This is a genomic window from Streptomyces globosus (assembly GCF_003325375.1).
In the GTDB taxonomy this organism is placed as follows: Bacteria; Actinomycetota; Actinomycetes; order Streptomycetales; family Streptomycetaceae; genus Streptomyces; species Streptomyces globosus_A.
Map to the genome: position 1 here is coordinate 1982992 of NZ_CP030862.1, position 23347 is coordinate 2006338.

The window sequence follows — 23347 nt, forward strand, 5'->3', positions numbered from 1 at the left end:
TCGACCTTTCGCAGTGCGGGGGAGCGGGTCAGTAGCGGACGGGCAGGGCCGTCAGCGCGCGGTTGAGGAGGGACGGCTGCCAGGCGGGGGGCCGGTCGGCGGTGAGCGCCAGGCCCGGGTAGTCGCGTACGAGGACATCGACGACCGCGACCGCGATCAGGCGGGCCAGCGCGGCCCCGATGCAGAAGTGCGCGCCGAAGCCGAAGCCGAGGTGCGAGGCGCTGCCGCGCAGGACGCTGAACCGGTCCGGGTCGGCGAAGCGCTCCGGGTCCCGGTTCGCGGCGGCCGTCACCAGGAACATCCGGTCGCCGGCCCGGACGCCCCGCCCGTCGAGGTCGAAGTCGCGGGCGGCGGTGCGGATCGACATCTTCGACGGGCCGTCCCAGCGCAGCCCCTCCTCCACCGCCATCGGCACCCGCGACGGGTCCTGCCGGACGGCCGCCAGCTCCTCCGGGTGCTCCAGCAGCGCGAGGACCGTGTTCGCGATGAGGTTGCTCGTCGTCTCCCCGCCGGCGAACGCCATCTGGGTCAGCATCCCGACGAACTCCTCCTCGCTGACCGTGTCGCCGATCCGGCCGCCGGCCAGGACCTGGCTGACCAGGTCGTCCTGCGGATCGGCGCGGCGCTCGCGGACCAGGCCGGCCAGGTAGTCGTCCAGGCTGACCAGCGACCGCAGCGAGGTGCGGTACTCGCGCTCCTCCTGCGCGGCGCCCAGGACGAGGTCGCCGACGCGGGCGTTCCAGTACCAGAAGGACGGGCCGTGCGCCTGCGGGACGCCCAGCCAGCGGGCGAAGACCAGGGCGGGCAGCGGCCGGGCGACGTCGGCGAGGAGGTCGCCGGTGCTCCCGGGGGCGGCCCGCCGGGCCAGCACGGCGCGGGTGGCGCGCTCCACGAACGTCCGGTAGCGGCCGATGGCGCGCGCCGCGAACTGCTCCTGGAACACCTGCCGCAGCCGCCGGTGCTGGGGTGGGTCGTTGAAGACCATCCAGCGCGACAGGATCGCGAAGGCCCGCTCGGCGTCCTCCCGGGCGCCCTCGGGGACGGCGTCCATCAGCGGCCCCACCCGCTCGGCGGAGACGGCCGGGTCGCGCAGGCAGTGCATCAGCGGGGCGTGCCCCGTGACGAGCCAGGCGCGGTGCATGGCGCTCCAGTACACCGGGTCGTGGTCGCGCAGGGCGTTCAGGTAGCCGTAGGGGTGTGCGTTGACGGCCGGGTCGAGGAGGTAGCGCTCGGTGAAGCCGCCGCCCGGCACGGGCGGCGCCGCGGCGGGTGTCCGGGTGTGGGTGGTCATCGTCGTCATCGGCGGGCCTCCGTGCGGATCGTGGTGAGCAGCGCCGCCGTCCTGGCGGCCAGCGGTTCGGACATCAGGGACATGTGGTCGCCCTCGGCGACGTGCACGGCCAGGCCGCCGCGGGCCAGGGCCCGCCACCGGTCGACGTACTCGCGGCGGCCGACGTCCAGGCCGGGCATCGGCTCGTCCTCGGGCAGCGCTGCGGCGAGGCTGCTGAGCACGAGGTGGATGCGGCCCGGGTAGGGGCGCGGCTCGTAGCCGGCGAGCGCGGTGAGCAGCGAGTGCCACACCTCGACCGGGGCGTCCTGGGAGAGGCCGGCCTCCGTGGGGCTCATCCCCGCGCCCAGCAGGGCGGCCGTCAGTTCGGCGGCGGCCCGGTCGCGCTCCGCGGACGGCGGGAGCGCGCGCAGCCGGTCGCGCAGCCGCAGCGCCTCCCGCAGGTCGCTGCCGACCTTCGCGAGGCGGCTGCGGGAGCCCGGGTTCGGCAGGTACGGCTCGATGAGCACCAGCGGGTCGACCGTGCGGCCGGTGCCGTGCAGCTGCGTGGCCACCTCCAGGGCCAGGTTGGCGCCCATGGACCAGCCGAGCAGGTGGTACGGGCCGCTCCCGCCGGAGGCGGCCAGCTCGGCCGCGTAGCCGGCGGCGATGCCGCCGACCGTGGCGGGGTCGGTCCCGCCGAGCAGGCCGCGCGCCTGGAACGCCATCACCGGGGAGCCGTCCGGCAGGGCCCGGGCCAGGGGCACGTACCAGGCGGCGCTGCCGCCCGTGGGGTGGACGCACCACAGGGGGGTGCCGGCGCCGTCGCGCAGCCGGACCGCGGAGGCGGCCTCCCGGGCGGGGGCGGCGGGCGGGGCTGCGTCGATGCGGGCGGCGAGCTCGGCGACCGTCGGCAGCTCGACGAGGTCCCGCACCGTGACGGGCAGGCCGAGGGCGGCAGCCCGGGCCGCGATCCGGACCGTCGACAGGGAGCTTCCGCCGATCCGGAAGAAGTCGTCGTGGACGCCGACCTCCGGAAGGCCGAGGACGGCCTGCCACACCTCGGCCAGCAGCCGCTCGGTGCGGGTGCGCGGGGGAGCGTACGGGGTCTCGCGGTGCAGGGCGCCGGCCGCGGGCAGGGGCAGCGCCCGCCGGTCGACCTTGCCGCTTCCGTTGACGGGGAAGCCGTCGAGGAAGACGAACAGGGCGGGCACCATGTAGCCCGGCACGGAGGCCCGCAGGCCCTGCCGGAGCGCCTCCGCGGACGGCTCCGCCCCCGGGTCCGGCACCACGTACGCGACGAGCGCCGGCTCGCCCGGCAGGTCGCCGCGCAGCAGCACCGCCGCCTGCCGCACCCCGGGCAGGGCGCGCAGCGCGTGCTCCACCTCGCCCAGCTCGATGCGGAAGCCGCGCAGTTTGACCTGGCTGTCGCGGCGGCCGAACAGCTCGACCGAGCCGTCGGGCCGCAGCATGCCGATGTCGCCGGTGCGGCACAGCCGCTCCCCCGGCGCCCCGTACGGGTCCGGGACGAACGCCGCGGCGGTCGCGGCGGGCCGGCCCACATAGCCGCGGCCCACGGGCAGGCCGCCGATGCAGATCTCGCCCGGCACGCCGACCGGCACCGGCTGGAGGTGCTCGTCGAGGACGTGGACCCGGGAGTTGCGGACGGGCCGGCCGACCGGGGGCCGCCGCTCGTCCGGCGTGAGCCGGGCGTGCAGGTTCCACACGGAGGTCTCGGTGAGCCCGTACACGTTGAGGAAGCGGCGGCCGCGCGCCCAGGTGCGGGCCAGCCCGGCCGGGCACGGCTCGCCCGCCACCTGCAGGACCCGCAGGTCCGGGTAGCGGTCCTCGCCGAGCACGGCGAGCGCGGACGGCGGCAGGACGGTGCCGGTGACGCCGTGGGCGAGGAGGGTCGCCGACAGGTCCGGGCCGGGCCGCAGGGCCTCCTTCGGCGGGGTGCACAGGCGGGCCCCGTTCGCCAGCGCCCACGCCAGCTCGTACACGCAGGCATCGAAGCCGATGGACGCGAACTGCAGGACGCGGTCGGAGGGCTGCGGGGCGAAGACGTCCCGCTGGGCCTCCACCATGTTGGCGAGGTTGCGGTGGGTGAGGGCGACGCCCTTGGGGGTGCCCGTCGAGCCGGAGGTGTAGATGAGGTACGCGGTGCCGTCGGGGTCGGCGGCCGGCAGCCCGCCGGCGGACGGGGCGGCGGGGGCGGCACCGGGGGCGTCCAGGAGGAGCCGCGGCCCGTCGAAGGGGACGGCGTCCGCCGTCGCGGACTGCGCGAGCAGCACCCGCATCCCGCTGTCCCGGGCCGTGAACGCCAGCCGCTCCGCCGGGTGCTGCGGGTCCAGGGGGAGGAACGCCCCGCCCGCCTTGAGCACGCCCAGCACGGCCCGCACCAGGTCCGGCCCGCGCTCCGTGCAGATCCCGACGACGGTCTCCGGGCCGACGCCGAGGCCGCGCAGCCGGTGCGCCAGCTCCGTCGCCGACGCGTCCAGGGCCGCGTACGACAGCTCCCCGCCGGCATGGGCGACGGCGACCGCGTCCGGGGTGCGCGCCGCGTGCAGGGCGACCAGTTCGTGGAAGGCGAGCGGGGTGTTCGCCGCGGCCGGGCCGTGCGCCCACTCCCCGAGGACGCGCTCCCGGGCCGCCCCGGTGAGGGCCGGCGGCGCCACCGCCGCCTCCGGGTCGGCGGCCATCGCCTCCAGCACCCCGCACAGCAGGTCGGCGAGCTGCTCCGCGGTCTCCGGCGCCACGTACGCGGAGTCTGCGTCGAGGGCGAAGGCCTCCACGCTCGCGTTGACCACCAGCGGGAACATCGTCCGGGAGATCTCCGACGAGCCGTCCCAGGTGTCGCCGGAGAGGCGGTGGAAGTTGACGTAGTTGAACACGGCCTCGACCAGGCCCGGTTCGCCGGGCCGCAGCTGCTGGAGCCGGTACAGCGGGACCCGCCGGTGCGGCATCATCTCCTGCTCGGCGGCGAACACCGCGCGGACGTACTCCAGCCAGCTGCCCGCCGGCCGCGCCACCCCGAACGGCACGGTGTTCAGGAACAGCCCGCGCATCCGGTCGGCGCCCGGCAGCTCCGGCCGGCCGTTCACCACCAGGCCGACCGAGTGCCCGGCCGCGGCGGCGCCGCGTTCCGCGAACAGGCCCATCGCGTGGTGGAACGCCGTCAGCAGGACGGTGCGCCGCGGCACCCCCGCCCGTCTGGCGAGCCGCCCGAGCGGCCCGGCGAGCCGGCTCAGGGAGCGGACCGCCTCGTGCACGGCGACCGCCGGCGCCGCCGGGTCGTGCTCCTGCCGCCGGAACCGGACCGGCCGCAGGCCTGCGAGCGCGGCCCGCCAGTAGTCCAGGGCCGCACCGTCCTCGGAGGCGGCCCGCTCCAGGGCCACGTACTCGGCGAACCGCGGCGCGGGCGGCAGGGACGGGGCGCGGCCCTGTGCGACGGCCTGCCGGTGCAGGTCGAGGAGGTCGGCGACCAGTGAGGTCAGGCTCCAGCCGTCCAGCACCACGTGGCAGTCGGTGAGGGTCAGCATCAGCTCGGTGTCGCCGGTGCGGTGCAGGTGGATGCGGATCAGCGGCGGGGCGGCCAGGTCGAAGCGGCGCGCGAACTCCGCCTCCGCGAAGGCGTCGAGCGCGGCCCGCTGCTCCTGCGGGGCGAGGCCGCGCAGGTCGGTGACGCCCACGGGCACGCGGGCGGTCTTGTGCACCAGCTGGAGCGGCTCGCCGAAGGAGGCCGGGTCGACGGAGGTCCGCAGGATGCCGTGGGCCCGTACGGCCTCGTCGGCCGCCGCCTGGAAGGCCTCCGGGTCGAAGCCCTCCGGGACGGTGATCTTCAGGGTGGTGGTGTTGTGGTAGGCGCCGCGCTCGGGGTCGGCCAGCATCTCGTGCAGCATCCCCGCCTGGAGCAGCGTCAGCGGGTACGCGTCCTCCAACCCCTCCGGCAGCCGCGCCGCGTCGGCCGGGTCCAGCAGCGAGAACGGCGCCGTCTCGGCCGGCTGCGCGCCGTCCACCGGGACCGCGAGGCGGGCCAGGCCGGCGAGGGTCCGGGCCCGGAACAGGTCGGCCACGCTCAGCGCGAGGCCCGCCGTGCGGGCCCGCCCGACCACCCGCAGGGCCAGGATGGAGTCCCCGCCGAGGTCGAAGAAGTTCGCGGTGCGGCCGACCCGCTCGGTGCCGAGCACCTCCGCCCACACAGCGGCCAGCGCCTCCTCGGCCGGCCCGGCCGGCGGCTCGAAGCCGTCCGCGGGCGCCGCGCCGTCCGCGGTCGCCGCGGTGAGCGCCGCCCGGTCGACCTTGCCGTTCGCGGTGACCGGCAGCGCCTCGTGCCGTACGAACAGGGCGGGCACCATGTACGACGGCAGCGTCAGCCCGAGCCGCGCCCGCAGGTCCGGGGCGTCCAGCGGCCTGCCCTCGGCCAGGACGACGTGGGCGGCGAGCCGGGCCCCGCCGTGCCCGTCGGGCCGGGCCACGACCGCGGCGTCCCGTACGCCCGGCAGGGCGCGCAGGGCCGTCTCGATCTCGCCGGGCTCGATGCGGAAGCCGCGGATCTTCACCTGGTGGTCGGCGCGGCCCACGTACGCCAACTGCCCGTCCGGCAGAACCCGTACGAGGTCGCCGGTGCGGTACATGCGGCTCCCGGCGGGCCCGAACGGGTCGGGCAGGAAGCGCTCGGCGGACAGCGCGGGCCGGCCCAGGTAGCCGCGGGCCACGCCGCCGCCGGCGACGTACAGCTCGCCGACGGTCCCGCGGGGGGCCAGCCGGCCGGAGCGGTCGAGGACGTAGCCGTGCTGTCCGGCGAGGGGGCGGCCGACCGGCGAGTACACCGGCGAGACCGTGTCCGCCTCGGTGATCGTCCGGTGCGTGACGTGCACGGTGGTCTCGGTGATGCCGTACATGTTGACCAGCGCGGGCCGCTCGCCCTCGGGCACGGCGAACCAGTCGCGGTAGTCGCGGGCGTCGAAGGCGTCGCCGCCGAAGACGACGGTGTGCAGCGCCAGTTCGGCGAAGGTGCGGCCGCCGTCGGCCATGTGGGCGCGCAGGCCCTTGAACGCGGCGGGCGTCTGGCTGAGGACGGTGACCCGGTGGTCGCGGAGGGCCGCGTGCACGGCGGCCGGGTCGCGGACCTCCTCCTCGGTCAGGACGACCACGCTGCCGCCGGAGGTCAGCGGGCCCCACAGCTCCCAGACGGAGAAGTCGAAGGCGGGGGAGTGGGCGAGGGTCCACACGTCGCCGGGGCCGAAGGAGAAGTGCCGGTCCGCGGCGTCGAACAGCCAGGCGGTGTTCGCGTGGGTGACCTCGACGCCCTTGGGGCGGCCGGTGGAGCCGGAGGTGTAGATGACGTAGGCGAGGCGGTCGGGGCCGGGGGCGGCGGCCGCCGGGTCCGCTGCGGCGGTGTCCGCGGCCGCCGGACCGACGGCGTCGGCGGGGCCGTCGGGGCCGGGCAGCGGGACCACCCGGACGCCCAGCCCCTCGACCGCCGCCCGGCCCGTCCCGTCGGCCACGACCCACTGCACGCCCGCGTCCGCGACCGTGAACGCCCGCCGCGCCCGCGGGTGCGCCGGGTCCAGCGGCAGGTAGGCGGCCCCGGCCCGCCACACCCCGAGCAGGGCGACGGGCAGGTCCACGGAGCGGGCCAGGCACACGCCGACCAGCGACTCCGGGCCGACGCCCGAAGCCTGCAGCCGCCGCGCCAGCGCGGTCGCCGCCGCGTCGAGCTCGCCGTACGTCATCGTGCGGCCGCCGCCGCGCACGGCCACCGCGCCCGGTGCGCGCCGCGCGTGCTCGGCGAACCGTTCGAGGACCGGGCGCGGTGCCGGCCGGGCGGCGGCGGGCTGCGGGCCCCGGTTGGCGGGGCCGTCGGGGCCGAGGAGCTCGGCCGCCTCCTCCCGGGTGAGGAGCTCGACGGCGGCGAGCGGGGTCGCGGGGCCGCGGGTGAAGGCCCGCAGGACCGCCTCGGTGTGCGCGGCGAGCCGGGCCACGGACTCCTCGTCGTACAGGTCGGGCCGGTAGACGTACCGCAGCGCGGTCCGGCCGGCGCCGGCGTCCTCGTACAGGTCCAGCGTCAGGTCGAACTTGGCGGTGGCCAGGTCGACGGCGACCGGGGTGCCGGCCGCCGCGCCGAGGGCGTACGGGCCCTCCTGCCCGCCCGGGGTGTGCGTGAACAGCACCTGGACGAGCGGGTTGCGGGACAGGTCCCGGTCGGGGCGCAGCTCCTCGACGACCCGCTCGAAGGGCAGGCCCTGGTGCGAGAGGGCGCCGAGGACGCTCTCCCGCGTGCGGGCCAGCAGGTCGCCGGCCGTGGGGTCGCCGCCGAGGGAGGTGCGGACGACGAGGGTGTTCACGAAGAACCCGACGAGCCCCTCGGTCTCCGGGCGCTCGCGGTTGGCGGTGACGGTGCCGACGGCGATGTCGTCCTGTCCGCTGTGGAAGGCGAGCGCGGCCTGGAAGGCGGCCAGCACCGTCATGTACGGGGTGGTGTCGGCGCGGCGGCCCACCTCGTCGAGCGCGGCGGCCAGTTCGCGGGGCAGCTCCCGCGTGTGCACGGCCGCCGCGTGGGAGCGGGTCGCGGGCCGCGGCCGGTCGGCGGGCAGTTCGAGCGGGGTCAGCCCGGCGAGGGTGCCGCGCCAGTAGGCGAGGTCGGCGCTCTCGTCGCGGCCGCGCTGCCAGACCGCGTAGTCGAGGTAGCCGATGGCGTCCGGCGCGGCGGCGGGCGCCGGCGCGCCGCCGGTGCGGGCCCGGTAGAACGCCCGCAGGTCGCGCAGGAGCAGGTCGAGGGACCAGCCGTCGCAGACGATGTGGTGCAGGGCGAGGACGAGGACGTGGTCCTCGGCGGCGACCCGCAGGAGCGTCGCCCGGAAGGCGGGCCCGGCGGCCAGGTCGAACGGCCGCACGGCCGCTTCGTGCACGGCCGCCGCGACCGCGGCCTCCCGGTCGGCGCCGTCGGCGGGGGCGGGGAGCCGGACGGTGTGGAGGCGGACGCAGTCCGGGGGCAGCACCTGCTGCCGGGGGACCCCCTCGGTCTCCGCGAACACGGTCCGGAGCTGCTCGTGCCGCGCGACGAGGTCCCCGACGGCGGCCGCGAGCGCGTCCGCGTCCAGCGGGCCGGCGAACCGCCAGGCCGCCGGCACCAGGTACTCGGTGCTGCCCGGGTCGAGCCGGTCGAGGAAGTACAGGCGCTGCTGGGCGGCGGACAGCGGCGCACTGTCGGGGCGCGGCTCCAGCCGGGGGATACCGGCCGGGGCGGCGGCCCCGGCCTTGCCGCGCAGCCGGCGTTCCAGGAGTGCCCGGGCCGCGTCGGAGAGCCCGCCGGACGCGGCGGGGGAGGACTCGACCTGCGAAGTCGTCATGGGAGGTGCCGTCCAATCTCGTGCAGTACGGAGGGGCCGCGCCGCCGCCGGATGCCGGTCGGCGGCGGCGCCGCTCGTGGTGGGTGGTGCCGGGCCGCCGGCCGGGGGCGAGAGGGCCGGGGCCGGGCCGGGGAGGCGCGGTGCGGCGGCCGGGGCCGTGGCAGGCGGTGTCCGGTCGGGCAGCTGCGGGCGGGGCCCGGCCCCGCGGCCGTCAGTAGTCGAGGGTCAGGGACAGGTCGATCTCGTCCTCGGTCATCGCGGCGATCTGCTCGACCAGTTGGCGCTCCACCTCGGCGGCCAGGCGTTCCACCGTCGGGTGGTCGAACAGGTCGCGCACCGAGACGGGGCAGTCGAACGCGGCGCGCAGGCGCGAGGCGACGGCCACGGCGCGCAGGGAGTGGCCGCCGAGGGCGAAGAAGTCCTCCCGGACGCCGACTTCGGGCAGGCCCAGCACCTCCGACCAGATCTGGGCCGTGACCACCTCGGTCGGGGTGCGGGGTGCGACCGGCTCCGCCGGTGCCGGGGGTTCCGGGTCGGGCAGGGCGGCCGTGTCGAGCTTGCCCTGCACGGTGCGGGGGAGGGCGTCCAGGACGACCACCGCCGCAGGCACCATGTAGCCGGGCAGCCGGCTCCGGCAGTGCGCGGCCGGCGCCGCGCCGTCCAGGCCGGGCGCGGCCACGTACCCGACGAGCGTGCGCTCGCCCCGGATCGCGCGGACCACGACGGCCGCCGCGTGGACGCCCGGGTACTCCTCCAGCACGGCCCGGACCTCGCCGAGCTCGATGCGGAAGCCGCGGATCTTGACCTGGTCGTCGGTCCGGCCGAGGAAGTCCAGCTCTCCGGAGGGGAGTCGGCGGACGAGGTCGCCAGTGCGGTAGAGCCGGCTGCCGGGGGCGCCGTACGGGTCGGGGGTGAACCGCTCGGCGGTCAGGGCCGACCGGCCGAGGTAGCCCCGGGCCAGTTCCGGTCCGCCGACCAGCAGTTCGCCCGGCACACCCACCGGGACGGGCTCCCCGTGCCCGTCGACGACGTACGCCCGGCGCCCGCCCCAGGGCCTGCCGATGGGGACGCGCCCCTCCACCGGGCCGGTGACCGTGCGGGAGGTGGCCGAGACGACCGTCTCGGTCGGCCCGTACGTGTTGTGGACCGGTACGTCCGGCAGGTACGAGAACCAGCGGGCCAGCGGCGCCGACGGCAGGGCCTCGCCGCCGGTGACGGCCAGCCGCAGCCCCTTCAGGTCCCCGGCGACGGTGTCGAGGCGCGCCGTGACCTCCTCCCAGTAGGAGGGGGTCAGCTCCATCACGGTGACGCCCTCGGTGCGGACCCGGTCGGCGAGTTCCTCCACCGACCACACCTCGTCCGGCCGGACCACGACCGCCGCGCCGGCGGACAGCGCCGGCAGGACCTGCTCCAGGGAGGCGTCGAACGAGAACGACGCGAAGTTCAGCACCCGGTCCGCGGAGGTGATCCCGAACCGTTCGCGGGCGGTGCGGACGTGCGCGCCGAGCGCGCCGTGCTCGACGCCGACCGCCTTGGGCCGCCCGGTGGACCCGGACGTGAAGAACGCGCAGGCGAGCTCCCGCGGCCCGGGCCGGTGCCGGGGCGCGTCCGGGGCGGGCCGGACACCGTCCACGCGGACCAGCGGCACGCCCAGGGCGCCCGCACGGCCGGCGGTCGCCGCGTCGGTGACGACGCAGCGCACCCCGGCCTGCCCGACCATGTACCGCAGCCGGTCCGCGGGCAGGCCCGGGTCCAGCGGGACGTACACCGCGCCGGCCCGCCACACGGCCGCCATCGCCGCCACCCAGTCCGTCCCGCGGCGCATGCACACCCCGACGGGCACCTCCGGGCCCGCCCCGGCCGCGGCCAGCTCCATGGCCAGGCCGCCGGTCAGGCCGTCGAGCGCGCCGTACGTCAGGGACCGCCCGCCGCACACCAGCGCGACCGCCGACGGCTCGCCGGACACCGCGAAGGGCGGGGCTCCCGGCTCCGGACCGGGCCCGGGGGCGGGCGCGGTGAGCCGGGCGCGTTCCTGCGGTGTCAGGAGGTCCAGCCGGGAGACCGGGCGGGCCGGGTCGGCGAGCGCCGATTCCAGGGCGCGGCGGACGTGGCCGGCGAACCGGGTCGCGGTGGCGGCGTCGAACAGGTCGCTCGCGTACTCCACGTTCAGCGCGAAGCGGTCGGGGTAGAGCAGGAAGGTGGCCGTCAGGTCGAACTTGGCCGACCGCCACGGCAGCGGGAAGTGCTCCACCTCCAGCCCGTCGGCGCGGGGCCCGCCCGCCGCGCTCTCCTGCACGTCGAACATCACCTGGAACAGCGGGTTGCGGGAGGGGTCCCGCTCCGGCCGGAGCTGTTCGACCAGCCGCTCGAACGGCACCTCCTGGTGCTCGAAGGCGCCCAGCACCGCATCGCGGACCCGCCCGAGGTACTCCTCGAACGACGGCTCCCCGGACAGGTCGCCCCGCAGCACCACCGTGTTCACCAGCAGCCCCACGAGCCGCTCCAACTCCACCTGTCCGCGGCCGGCGACGGGCGTGCCGACGGCCACGTCCTGCTGCCCGGACCAGCGGCCCAGCACAATCTGCAGCACCGCCAGCAGCACCATGAACCGGCTCGCGCCGTGCCGCCGCGCCAGTTCCCCGACCCCGGCCGCCAGCTCCGGCGGCAGGTCGACCTCCACGGCGGCGCCGCGGCCCGACCAGCCCGCCGGACGCGGCCGGTCCGTGGGCAGCTCCAGCGCGGGCAGGCCGGCCAGGGCCCGCTCCCAGTAGCCGAGCTGCCGCTCCAGCTCCCCGCCGGCCAGCCGCTCGCGCTGCCAGACCGCGAAGTCCCCGTACTGCACCGGCACCGGCGGCAGGGCGGGCTCCTGCCCGGCCCGGCGGGCCGCGTACGCGGCGGACAGCTCGCCGATGACGACGTCCTTGGACCAGCCGTCGGTCGCGGCGTGGTGGAAGGCGACCACCGCGACGTGGTCGCCCGGGTCCAGCTCCCACACCCCGGCGCGCAGGAGCGGCGGTTCGGCCAGGTCGAAGCGGCGCGTGGCGTACGCGGCGGCCTCCTCGCGGACGGCGTCCAGCCGGGCGTCCCCGGCCCCGGCCCCTGCCCCGCCGGGGCCGTCCGCACCGCCGGGGCCGTCCGCCCCGCCGCCGTCCGGCGCGGGCCGCCACAGCAGCGGAACGCCCGCCGCGGGCCGGACCAGTTGCGCGGGCCGGCCGTCCACCTCCACCAGCGCCGTGCGCAGCGCCTCGTGGCGGGCCGCGACGTCGTCCAGGGCGGCCTGCCAGGCGGCCCGGTCGAGGCCGCCGCGGATCCGCCACGAGTACCACAGGACGTACTCGTCGCCGACGCCCGACATCCGGTCCAGGAACCACATGCGCTCCTGCGCGAACGACAGCGGCAGCGGCCCGGAGCGGTCCACGGGCACGACCGAGGCGGCGCCCGCCTGCCGGGCCGCCGCCACCAGCGGCCCGAACTCGCGGATCCGCGGGTTCTCGAACAGGGTCCGCAGCTCGACCTCGCGGCCCAGCCGCTCCGCGATCCGCGACACGGCCATGGTGGCGAGCAGCGAGTGGCCGCCCAGGTCGAAGAACCCGTCGTCGATGCCGACCCGTTCGACGCCGAGGACCTCCGCCCAGATGTCGGCGACGGCCTGCTCGGCCTCGTTCCGGGGCGCCGCGTACGCGGTCGCGGCGGCGGCCCGCCCGTCCCGGCCGGGGCCCGCGGCGGGCAGGGCCGCCCGGTCGAGCTTGCCCGTGGGGCCCACGGGCAGCGCGTCGAGCGCGGCGAACGCGGCGGGCACCGCGTGCTGCGGCAGCCGCTCGGCGCAGAACGCCCGCAGCGCGGCCGGGGCCACCGCCTCCGGTGCGGCGCCCGGGGCGGGCACCACGTAGCCCGTCAGGCTCGCCCCGCCCTGCGCGTCCGTGCCGACGGCGGCCGCGGCGGCGGCCACGCCCGGGCAGCGGGCCAGCACCGCCTCGACCTCGCCGAGCTCGATGCGGAAGCCGCGGATCTTGACCTGGTCGTCGGTCCGGCCGAGGAAGTCCAGCTCTCCGGAGGGGAGTCGGCGGACGAGGTCGCCGGTGCGGTAGAGCCGGCTGCCGGGGGCGCCGTACGGGTCGGGGGTGAACCGCTCGGCGGTCAGGGCCGGCTGCCCCAGGTAGCCGCGGGCCAGCTCCGGCCCGCCGATCAGCAGCTCGCCCGGCACGCCGTCGCCGACGAGCTCGTCCCGCCCGTCCACGACGTACACGCGCCGCCCGCCCAGCGGCCGGCCGATCGGCACCAGCGCCGGGTCGGCCCCCGGGTCGATGTCGTGCGCGGCCGCGGTGACGGTCGTCTCCGTCGGCCCGTACGCGTTCACCACCCGCACGTGCGGGGCCCGCGCCAGCCAGGCGGCCAGCGCCCCCGCAGGGACGGCCTCCCCGCCGAGGACGAGCAGCCGCAGACCGGCCAGGGCGGCCGCCGAGCGGTCGGTCAGCGCGAACGCCACCTCGGCCCAGTACGTGGGCGGCAGGTTCAGCACGGTGATGCCGTACCGCTCGACCAGTGCCGGGATGCGCGCGGGCAGCCACTGCTCGTCGGGCCGCACGACCAGGCAGGCCCCGCAGCCCAGCGCCGTCAGCAGCTGGTCCAGGGAGGCGTCGAAGGAGAACGACGAGAACGCGAGGACCCGGTCGCCGGCCGTGATCCCGAACTCGGCGCGGGCGGCCGCCGCGTGCGCGGCCATCGCCCCGTGCTCGACGCCGACGGCCTTGGGGCGGCCGGTCGAGCCCGACGTGAAGACGACGTACGCCAACTCCCGCGGGCCGGGCACGTGCCGCGGCGCAGCGCCCCCCGGATCCCCGCCGTGCGCGGAGTCCCCGCCCCGCTCGGCGTCCTCCACGGCGAGGACCCGCGGGCCGAGCCCGGCCGCCCGCCCCCCGGTCTCCGCGTCCGCGAGCACGCACACCACGCCGGCCTCTGCGGCCATGAAGCGCAGCCGCCCGGCGGGCAGCGCCGGGTCCATCGGCACGTACACCCCGCCGGCCCGCCACACGGCGGCCATCGCGGCCACCGAGCGGACTCCGCGCCGCAGGAACACCCCGACCGGGCTGCCGGGGCGCACGCCGGCCCCGGCGAGCGCGGCGGCGATGCGGCCGGACAGCGCGTCCAAAGCCCCGTACGTGAGGGTCTCGTCGCCGCAGACGAGCGCGGGCGCACCGGCCGGCCCGGACACCCCGAACGGCTCGGGCACGGCGGGGACCGCCGGGCCGTCCGGCCGTCCGGCCGCCTCCAGCAGCCGGCGGCGCTCCCGCCCGGGCAGCGGCTCCAGCCCCGCGGTGAGCTCGGCGAGCGGGCTGCCCGGCGCGTCGGTGACGGCGCGCAGCAGGGCGGTGTAGCCGTCGGCGAACCGCACCATCGAGTCGCGGTCGAAGAGCGCGGTGGAGAACTGCAGGCGGGCGGCGACGGCGCCGTCCGCGCGCAGGCTCAGGTCGAGGAACACGTCCAGCGGGGTGCCCGCCAGCGGCGTCCGTACCGTCTCCACGTCCAGGCCGGCCAGGCGGGCCGGCGCCGGAGCCGTGTTCAGCAGGGTGAAGGAGGCCTGCGCGAGCGGGTGGCGCGACAGGTCCCGCTCGCCGGCCACCGCGCCGACGACCCGGTCGAAGGGGGCCTCGGCGTGGGAGAAGTCCTGCAGCGCGCCCGTCCGGACCCGCTCCAGCAGCTCCGCGAACGTCGGACCGCCCCCCAGGTCGGTGCGCAGGACGATGGTGTTGACGAACGGGCCGATCAGGCGGGCCACGTCGGCCCGGCCGCGGTCGGCGAGGGTGGTGCACACGGCGATGTCCGTCCGGCCCGAGTGGCGGCCGAGCAGCGCCTGGTAGGCGGCGAGGAGCACCATGTAGCGGGTCGCCCGGTGGGCGCGGCCCACCCGGTCGACGGCGGCGACGAGCCCGGCGGGCAGCTCGAAGCGGACCACGTCGCCGGCGCCGTCCCAGAAGGCGGGCCGCGGCCGGTCCGCGGGCAGCGCGAGCGGCGCCACCCCGGCGAGCCGGTCCCGCCAGTACGCGAGGAGCCGCTCCATCCGCGGCCCGGCGAGCCGCCCCGCCTCGGCACGGGCGACGTCCGCGTACTGCAGCGGCGGCGCCGGTACGGGCTCGCCCCGGTATCCGGCGTCGAGCTCGGCCAGCAGCACGTCCCACGACCAGCCGTCGACGGCGATGTGGTGGACGACGAGCAGGAGCAGGTGGTCGTCCTCCCCCAGCCGGGCCAGGACGGCCCGGAGCGGGTGCTCGCGGGCCAGGTCGAGGGGGCGGGTCAGCTCCCGCTCGAACACCTCCTCCGGGCCTGCCGCCGCGATGTGCCGAAGCAGGGTCCCGCCGGGGGCGTCCACGCAGGCGACGGGCTCGCCGCCGGCCGTGGTGAACCGGGTGCGCAGCACCTCGTGGCGGTGGGTGATCCCGGCCAGCGCGCGCTCCAGGGCGGCCGTGTCGAGGGGGCCGCGGATCCGCAGGGCCAGGGGCAGGAGGGATTCGGTGGAACCGCCGGTGAGCTGGTCGAGGAACCACAGCCTGCGCTGCGCGTACGACACCCCGCCACTCCCGCCGGCGGGGCTGCCGGCACCGGTGCCGTGCTGCCTCGCCCCGCCGTGCGCTGCGACAACCTTCACTGTGGGCCTCCAAGCGGTGTTTTCCCCCACCCTGCTGGCCGGGCGGGTCCGCCAGTAGGGAAGAAGACGCAGCCGTGCACGCAGCCGCGGGGGAAGGAGACGCAGGGCGGCGGCCCCGTCCGGCCCCTCCCGGACCGGACGTGCCGCCGCTGCCGCCGCTGCCGCGCGAGGGGCCCGTCAGCGGCCGTCCACGGCCACGAACCGCAGCTCGCTCGTGTACGCCTCGCCTTGGTGGTCGGTCAGCCAGGCCTGGTCGGGGCCGGGCAGCATCTCGGTGAACACCACCCGCCCGTCCGGGTCCTTGCGGGCCATCCTGCGGACGGCCTTGGCGAGGATGTTGACGTAGACGGGACTGTCGAAGTCCACGTAGAACGGGCGGGTCTCGGTCGGCAGGACCGCGAACGCGAACCGCGGCAGGCCGGTCTCCGCGCGCCGGCGCCGGGCCCGCACGAACCGGCGGGCCTCGTCCTTCTCCTCGGCGAAGTCCAGCTCCGCCGCCGTCATCCGCCACGTCTCGCGGGCCACGACGAGCCGGTCCACGGTGACGCGCGGCGAGTGCCGGGCGTCGTCCGGGACGAGCCGGAACAGGTCCATCGCGAGCGTCGTCAGGACGTGCGAGAACACCTCGACGGCGGGGAACGCGGCCCCGTCGGGCAGGACGACCGCCAGCTCTCCGCCGGCCCGCTCGACCACCGCCACGTCCGCGCTCAGGACCGTCCGGGGGCGTGCCGGGTCGGCCGTGAAGTCGACGAGGGCGACGTAGTAGTCCTCGGGGCGGACGAGCGCGTTGCGGATCCGCGCGGAGAGCCGCGAGCGGTGCTCCTTCGGCAGCAGCGGCAGCAGCCGCGGGCCCGGGTGGTCCCGGCCGGTCTCGGCGAGCAGCCGGGCCGGGTCGGGGTGCTGGTGCACGAAGAGTGACGCGCCCAGGGTGTTGGCGGCGACGTGCAGTTCGCCGAGGACCAGCTCGAAGTCGCCGCGCGCGGCGGCCTCCGGGCCGGACGCCGCGACCATGATGTCGGGGCTGAGGCAGCGGGCCGCGGACCACCCGCCGCCCGTCCCGCCGGGCCCGCCGAACCGCTCGGCGACCTGCCGCGCGAGCTCCTCCGGCGTCAGCCGGACGCGCCTGGCCCCGGGGCCGGGGCCGTCGGGGGAGCCGGGGCCGCCGTCCGGGGCGGCGGCGGCCAGGATGTCCTGCCAGCGCCGCCGGAACTCCCGCCCCAGCGCCTCGGCCTCCTCGCGCGCCGCGCCGTGCAGGACCGGCATGCAGGCGAACCAGAACGCGGCCAGGTCGACCGGACCCCGCGCGGCCAGCCGCCGGTACACCTCGCGGGCCCGGCCCATCACCGCCTCGGCGAGGTGCGCGGTGAGCCAGCCCGCGCTCGCCAGCAGCGGGTCGAGCGGGGCGAGCGCCCCGTGCACGGCGGGCCCGAGGACCGCCGTCGCCGCGCGGCGGCTGTCGGAGTACACCAGGGCCCGGCAGGGCGCCGTACCGGCCGACTTCTCCCGTACGGCGGCCGTCTCCGTCAGGGCGGTGAACCGCTCCTCCAGCGCGGCCAGCGCCGCGACCAGCTCCTCCGGCCCGCGCGCCGCCGCCACCCGGTCCCGGCCGTGCTCCAGCTCGTCCAGCGCGGCGAGCCCGGCGTCCCGCAGGCCGGGGTCGCCGACCCGCTCCAGCCAGGCCCGCAGGTCCCGTTCGGGGCGGGCGCCGGCCGGCACCTCCAGCCGCCACACCACCCAGCGGCGGGCCACCAGCTCCTCCAGGGCGGCCGTCACGTCGACGCCGGGCAGCGAGGCCCGGATCTCCCGGGCAGTCCGCACGCCGTCGCACAGGCCGAGGACGGCGCAGGCCGCCCCGCCCGGCGCCTGCACGGGCCGCCCCGGCACCACCACCCCGCCGTCGCCGCTCGGGCGTACGAAGGGCACCCGGCGCGGGGCCACCCACTCGCGCAGCGCCGGATCGGCGTCCAGCACCGCCGCGAGCGCGTCGACGGCCCAACTGGCGAAGTACACCCGGGACTCGGCGAGGAGGCCGCCGGGACCGGAACCGGATCCGGTCCCCGGGTCGGTGCGCACGGCGGCGGCCGCGGGGTCGCGGTCCCAGCGGCCCCAGCCGACGGGCCCGAAGAACCCGATGGTGTCGTTCTTGACGCAGAACCGCTGCCAGTAGTGTGCGACGAGCTCCTCCCGCTGCCGGGGCATGCTCGTACGCCCCCGCACGGTCGGCGTCCACGCCAGGAACGGCGCGATCCCCGAGTCCAGCACCGGCCGGTTCTGCCAGGCGAGCGCCTCCCGGAAGGCGGGCATCCGGGCGATGTCCTGGAGGACGGAGGCGGTGTCGGCCTGCGCCTGCCCGAACAGGCCCGCGAAGTCGTCCCACCGCCGCCCCTCCAACGGCTCGTCCGGATCGAACTTGTCGGCGGCCTCGGCGAGCCCCGCCGGCGCCAGCCGCAGCACCCCGCGGGCCGGGAAGCCGGCCCCGCGCAGCGCGAACTGCTCCCACAGCCGCCAGCGGCCGCCGGGCACGAAGGAGTCGGTCACGGCCCGCCCCTACGCCTGTGCGAAGTCGCTGCGGACGACGTCGGCGAGGTCCGCGGGCGTCGGGTAGGCGAACACCAGCGCCACGGGCACCTCCGCGCCCAGCGCCTCCTCCAGCCGGGCGGTGATGCGGAAGGCGGCGAGGGAGTCACCGCCCCACTCGTAGAAGTCGCTGTTCTCGTCGAGCTCGGGCACGCCGAGGGTCTCCCGGTAGACGGCGACGACGAGCTCGGTCAGGGCGGCGGCGGCGAGGGCGGCGGTCGGGTTCTCGGTCACGGTCACGAAGGGCTCCTGAGGCAGAGGTGGACTGGGGTGGGATGACGGTCGGTGAAGGGAAGGGCGTCAGGGGAACGCAGAACGCGGGCATGTGCGGACGTGCCGTGGCGGGTGCGGCAGGTCGGAAGGTCGGAAGGTCGGAAGGTCGGAAGGTCGGGCAAGCGGCAGGCCGGGCGGGCGGGGCGCCGGTCAGCCGCCCGCCGGAAGGACCGCGGCGGCCGCCGCCGCGGCCAGGGCCGCCGCCGTGTTGCCGCCCGAGACGATCGCCACGCACCGGCCGCCGCCGCTGCGGCCCGCCCGCAGCGCCCCGGCCAGCGCCACGGCGCCGCTGGGCTCGGCGTCGACGCCGCCGCGCCGCAGCAGGGCGGCCGCGGCCAGGATCTCCGCGTCGGACACGGCGACCATGTCGTCGACCCGGTCGCGGACCAGCGGGTACGTCACCGCGCCCGGCTGCTGGCCGCGCAGCCCGTCGGCGACGGTGCTGCTGGGGCCCAGCCGGAGCGGCCGCCCGGCGGCCAGCGAGCGCGCGTACCGCGGCGTGCAGGCGGGCTCGACGCCCACCACGCGCACCGGGTGCCCCTGCGCGGCCAGGCACACCCCGGCGAGCAGCCCGCCGCCGCCCGTCGGCACGTACACGGTCCCGGTGTCGGGCGCGTCGGCCAGCACCTCCAGGCCGACGGTGCCCTGCCCGGCGGCGACCAGCCGGTGGTCGGACGACGGGACCAGGACCGCCCCGGTCTCCTGCGCCAGCTCCCGCGCCCGCCGGTCCCGGTCGGCGACACCGCCGGGCACGGACACGGTCCGGCCGCCCAGAGCGGCGATCAGGGCCGCCTTCGCCGGATGCGCCCCGCCGGCCAGGACCACCGTCACCTCGGCGCCGAGGGAGGCAGCCAGCCGGGCCAGGGCGATGCCGTGGTTGCCGGAGGAGCCGGCGACGATGCGGCGCGCACCCAGCGCGAGGACGGCGTTCACGGCGCCCCGCAGCTTGAACGACCCTCCGTACTGGAGGTGTTCGGCCTTCAGCAGCACCCCCGGCCCGGGCAGCAGCGGGGTGCGCCGCACGTGCCCGGCGATCCGCACGGCGGCCGCCTCCACGTCGGCCCGGCCCGGAGGGCCGGCCCCGCCCGCCGGGCCGGCGGCGTCCTGGGGTCCCGGGAGCGCGGACAGCACGCCGGGCCGGCCGGCCGGTGCGGTCGTCACGGCCGGCCCCCGGACTGCGCCAGGGCCCGCCGGTCGGCCTTCCCGCCGCGCGTCGTCGGCAGCTCCTCCAGGCGCGCGAACCGGCGGGGCATCAGGTGCGGCGGCAGCGCCGCCGCCAGGTGGGCGCGCAGCGCCCCGTCCGGGACGCCCGCCAGGTCACCCGTGACGTGCGCGACGAGGAAGACCCGGCCCTGCGCGTCCGTGTCGGAGGTGACGACGGCCCCGGTCACCCCGGGGTGGGCCAGCAGCACCCCCTCGACCTCCGCGGGGTCGACCCGGTAGCCGCGGATCTTGACCTGCCGGTCGGCGCGGCCGTGGAACTCCAGCCCGTCCGGGCCGAGGACCGCCAGGTCGCCCGTACGGTACAGGCGGGCGCCGGGCGGGCCGAGCGGGTCGGGCACGAACCGCTCCGCGGTCCGCTCCGGCTGCCCCCGGTAGCCGCGGGCCACGCCGGCGCCGCCGATGTACACCTCGCCCACCGCCCCGTCCGCCACCGGGCGCATGCCGGCGTCCAGCAGCCGTACGAGCACCCCGTCGATCGGCGTGCCGACGACGTCGGCGACGGTGTCGGGGGCCTCCGGGACGGTGTGCCGGGTCGACGTCATGGTGCACTCGGTGGGCCCGTACTGGTTCACCAGCGCGCCCCGCACCAGCGACCGCCCGCCCGCGGCGAGGAACGGCCGCAGCGACTCGCCGCTGGACACCACCAGCCGTACGCCGTCCAGCAGCCCGGCCGCACCGGGCTGCCCGGCGAGGAAGGACAGGAAGGACGGGGTGGTGCTGAGCAGCGCCGTCACCCCGTACCGGCGCACGGCGGCGCCGAACTCCTCCGGCCGCAGCAGCGCCGACCGCGGCAGCACCACCAGGCGTCCGCCCGCCAGCAGCGGGGCGAAGGTGTCGCGGAGGGAGGCGTCGTAGCCGAGCGGCGCGGTCTGGAGGGCGACCGTGTCGGGGCCGAGGCCGTAGTCGCGGGCGACGAACCGCAGGTAGGAGTCCAGGCCGCGGTGTTCGACCAGGACGGCGGAGGGCTCGCCGGTGCTGCCGGACGTGTGGCTGACGTACGCCAGCGACCGCTCCCCGACCGGTGCGGGCAGTGCCCCGGTGTCGGCGGTGTGCCGCGCGCCCGCCGGGTCCGGCTCGTCCAGCAGCACCGGCGGGCCGGGCACCGGCAGGCCGCCGAGCCGCCCGGCCTGCGCCCGGGTGGTGACCAGCAGTTCGGCGCCGCCGCTGCGGGCGAGCGCGGCGAGCCGCGCGGGCGGCTGCTCCGGGTCCAGGCCGAGGAACGCCGCCCCCGCCCGCAGGACGGCGGCCGGCGCGGCCACGGCGTCCGCGCCGCGCTCCACCGCCACCGCGCACACCGTCTCGGGCCGGGCGCCGCGCACCCGCAGCCGCGCGGCCAACTCCTCGATTCGGGAGGCGAGTTCCCTGTAGGTGACGTCTCCGGACGGGGTGGTGACGGCGATCCGGCCCGGGTCGCGCAGGGCGTGGGCGGCGATGTCGTCGACGAAGGTCCGCATCAGGCACCCGCCCCGGCCCCGGCGGCCGCCCCGGATCCCGCGGCAGCCCCCTCGACGGCCGTCCGGTCGACGGCGACGAACCGCAGCTCCGAGGTGTACGCGGCGCCCCGGTCGTCGGTCAGCCACGCCTGCTCCGGCGTCGGCAGCATCTCGCTCACCTTCAGCTTCGCGGCGGGGTCCCTGCGCGCCAGCCGGCGTACGGCCTTCGCCAGGATGTTGAGGTACACGGGGCTTTCGAAGTCCACGTAGAACGGCCGGGGTTCGGCGGGCGACACCACGAACACGAACCGCGGCAGGTCGTGCTCCCGCTGCCACTGCCGGGCCCGGACGAACCTGCGCGCCTCCGACTTCTCCTCGGCGAAGCCGAGCCCGCCGGCGGGGAACGCCCACGTCTCGCGCGCCACCACCATCCGGTCGATGGTGATCCGCGGCGTGTGGTCGCCCTCCGGGCGGAGCGTGAACCGGTCCATGACCCGCTGCGTGAGCGTGTTGGCGTACGCGTCGAGCAGGTCGAAGACGGCCCCGTCGGGCAGGACCGCGACCAGCCGGCCCTCCCGGTCCTCCACCGCGACGTCCGCGCACGCCACCGTCCGCGGCCGGTACGGGTCCCCGGTGTCGTCGACCAGGGACACCAGGTAGTCCTGCGGCCGGTCCAGGGACGGCCTGCTGCGCGCCGACCACTTGAGCGGCAGCTCCTTCGGCAGCATCGGCAGCAGCCGCGGCCCGGGGAAGTCCCGGGTCGTCTCGGCGACCAGCTCGCCCCGGTCCGGGTGCTGGTGGACGAAGAGGGACGCGCCCATCGTGTTGAGGGCGCAGTGCATCTCGCCGAGCACCATGTCGAAGTCGCCGCGCGCCACCGCGTCCGCACCGTCGGCGAGCAGCAGCACGTCGGGGCTGAAGTAGCGGGCCAGCGACCAGCCGGCGCCGGGCTCCTCGAACTCCTCCCGCACCCGGTCGGCGATCGACTCCGACGACACGCGCACCCGCCGCGCCCCCTCCGGGACGTCCAGGACGCGCGCCCACCTGGCGCGCAGCTCCGCCTGTACGGCGTCCAGGTCCCGGTCGGCCTCCGGGTACGGGGACGGCAGGCAGGCCAGCCACATCCGCCCGAGGTCGACCCGGCCGCCGTCGGCGGCCAGCCGCTCGTACACGGTGCGCAGCCGGGCGCGGACCCGGTCGGCGAAGCGGTTCGTCAGCCAGCGCGCCGAGGTCAGGCACTGGGCGAGGGGGGTCAGTTCCGCGAGCAGCGCGGTGGGCAGGGCGGCCGTCGCGGCGCGCCGGCAGTCGGAGTACACCAGGCCCCGGCAGGGCGCCGTCCGCTCGCCCTTGGACCGCTGGGCGGCGGTCGCCGTGAGCGCGGCGAAGTCCGCCTCCAGCGCGGTGATCGCCGCGGTCAGCGCGTCGGCGTCGGTGCCGGCGGCCCGGACGGCGTCCCGGCCGCGCTCCAGCACCGCCAGCTTCGCCAGCGCCGGCTCGCGCAGCGTCGGATCGCCGACCCGCTCCAGGACCGCCCGCAGCTCACGCTCCGGGTACGTGCCGGTGGGGACCTCCAGCCGCCAGTGCACCCACCGCCGGCCCTGCAGCCACCGTACGGCCTCCGTCGCCTCCGCCACCGGCAGGCCGAGCTCCTGCGCGATCACGGCGACGGGCCTGGTCCCGTCGCACAGGTCCAGGACGGCGCGCTCGGTGCTGCCGGCGGGCTGCGGCGGCCGGCCCGGGACGTGCACGCGGTCGCCGTCGGCCCGGACGAACGACACCCGCCGCGGCGGGATCCACGCCCGCAGCGCCGGATCGGAGTCCAGCGACCGGGCGAGCGCGTCGACGGCCCAACTGGCGAAGTAGACACGGGATTCGGCGATGAGCCCGCCGGGCCCGGGATCGATCCGCACCCCGTCCGCCGCCGCGTCCCAGCGGCCCCAGCCGACGGGCCCGAAGAAGCCGATGGTGTCGTTCTTCACGCAGAACCGCTGCCAGTAGTGTGCGACGAGCTCCTCCCGCTGCCGGGGCATGCTCGTACGCCCCCGCGCGGTCGGCGTCCACGCCAGGAACGGCGCGATGCCGGTGCGCAGCACGGCCGGGTTCTGCCAGGCCAGCGCCGCCCGGAAACGCGGCTCGGCGGCGATCTCCTGCAACAGGGCGGACGTACGGACGGCCGCCGCGTCGAAGGCCTCGGCGAAGCCGTCCCACTCGGGCCCGGCGAGCGCGTCACCCGGCCCGAACTTGTCCGCGGCGTACGCCAGTCCGGGCGGAGCCGTGCGCAGGACCCCCTCGGCGGGGAAACCGGGGCCGCGGAGCGCGAAGTGCTCCCACAGCCGCCACCCGCCGGCGGGCAGGTACACGTGGTGCGGTGTGTCCGACATGGGCGGAGCTCCTTCCGGCCTGTCCGGCCTCAACCTGCCGGTCCGGCAGCCCCTGCGGCCTGCTCCGGCTTCCCGGAACACTGCCGCCGCCGGGACGGCGGCCGCCAGGGAAGGAGCGGCAGCCCCGGCCGCCCGTCCTTCTGCGCGTTTGTCCCTATGGCCGGCCCGGCGGGCGGGGGCAGGGTGGGGGCCGA

The 23347-nt window shown here is 77.7% G+C and carries 8 protein-coding genes; all 8 read right to left on the bottom strand.

The annotated features are described in order from the left end of the window. Window positions 1-28: 28 nt before the first annotated feature. The 8 genes from C0216_RS09170 to C0216_RS09205 all read right to left on the bottom strand — a co-directional run bounded on the left by C0216_RS09170 (window position 29) and on the right by C0216_RS09205 (window position 23153). On the bottom strand, window positions 29-1300 hold the full coding sequence (locus tag C0216_RS09170) for a cytochrome P450 (protein ID WP_246042419.1): 1272 nt from the start codon (window positions 1298-1300) through the stop codon (window positions 29-31). Next, window positions 1297-8622 (bottom strand): non-ribosomal peptide synthetase, encoded by a 7326-nt coding sequence (locus C0216_RS09175; RefSeq protein WP_114054789.1) that lies wholly within the window; start codon window positions 8620-8622, stop codon window positions 1297-1299. The genes C0216_RS09170 and C0216_RS09175 overlap by 4 nt, the downstream gene beginning before the upstream one ends. 211 nt (window positions 8623-8833) lie before the next feature. After that, entirely contained in the window at window positions 8834-15265 is a 6432-nt protein-coding gene (locus C0216_RS09180; protein ID WP_246042420.1) for a non-ribosomal peptide synthetase, read from the bottom strand. 177 nt (window positions 15266-15442) lie between these two features. Then, window positions 15443-17803, bottom strand: a complete 2361-nt coding sequence (locus C0216_RS09185; RefSeq protein WP_114054791.1) for a lantibiotic dehydratase — start codon at window positions 17801-17803, stop codon at window positions 15443-15445. A 9-nt stretch (window positions 17804-17812) separates the two neighbouring features. After that, window positions 17813-18082 carry an acyl carrier protein gene (locus tag C0216_RS09190; RefSeq protein WP_216827061.1) on the bottom strand — a complete coding sequence of 90 codons (270 nt, stop codon included), beginning with the start codon at window positions 18080-18082 and terminating at the stop codon, window positions 17813-17815. 183 nt (window positions 18083-18265) lie between these two features. Continuing rightward, on the bottom strand, window positions 18266-19276 hold the full coding sequence (locus C0216_RS09195; protein WP_246042421.1) for a threonine ammonia-lyase: 1011 nt from the start codon (window positions 19274-19276) through the stop codon (window positions 18266-18268). Further along, window positions 19273-20793: an amino acid adenylation domain-containing protein gene (locus C0216_RS09200; RefSeq protein WP_114054792.1), complete on the bottom strand. Its 1521-nt coding sequence runs from the start codon at window positions 20791-20793 to the stop codon at window positions 19273-19275. The genes C0216_RS09195 and C0216_RS09200 overlap by 4 nt, the downstream gene beginning before the upstream one ends. Next, complete coding sequence (locus C0216_RS09205) at window positions 20793-23153, bottom strand: lantibiotic dehydratase (RefSeq protein WP_114054793.1); 2361 nt, start codon at window positions 23151-23153, stop codon at window positions 20793-20795. Before C0216_RS09205 ends, C0216_RS09200 begins: the two co-directional genes overlap by 1 nt. Window positions 23154-23347 lie beyond the last annotated feature (194 nt).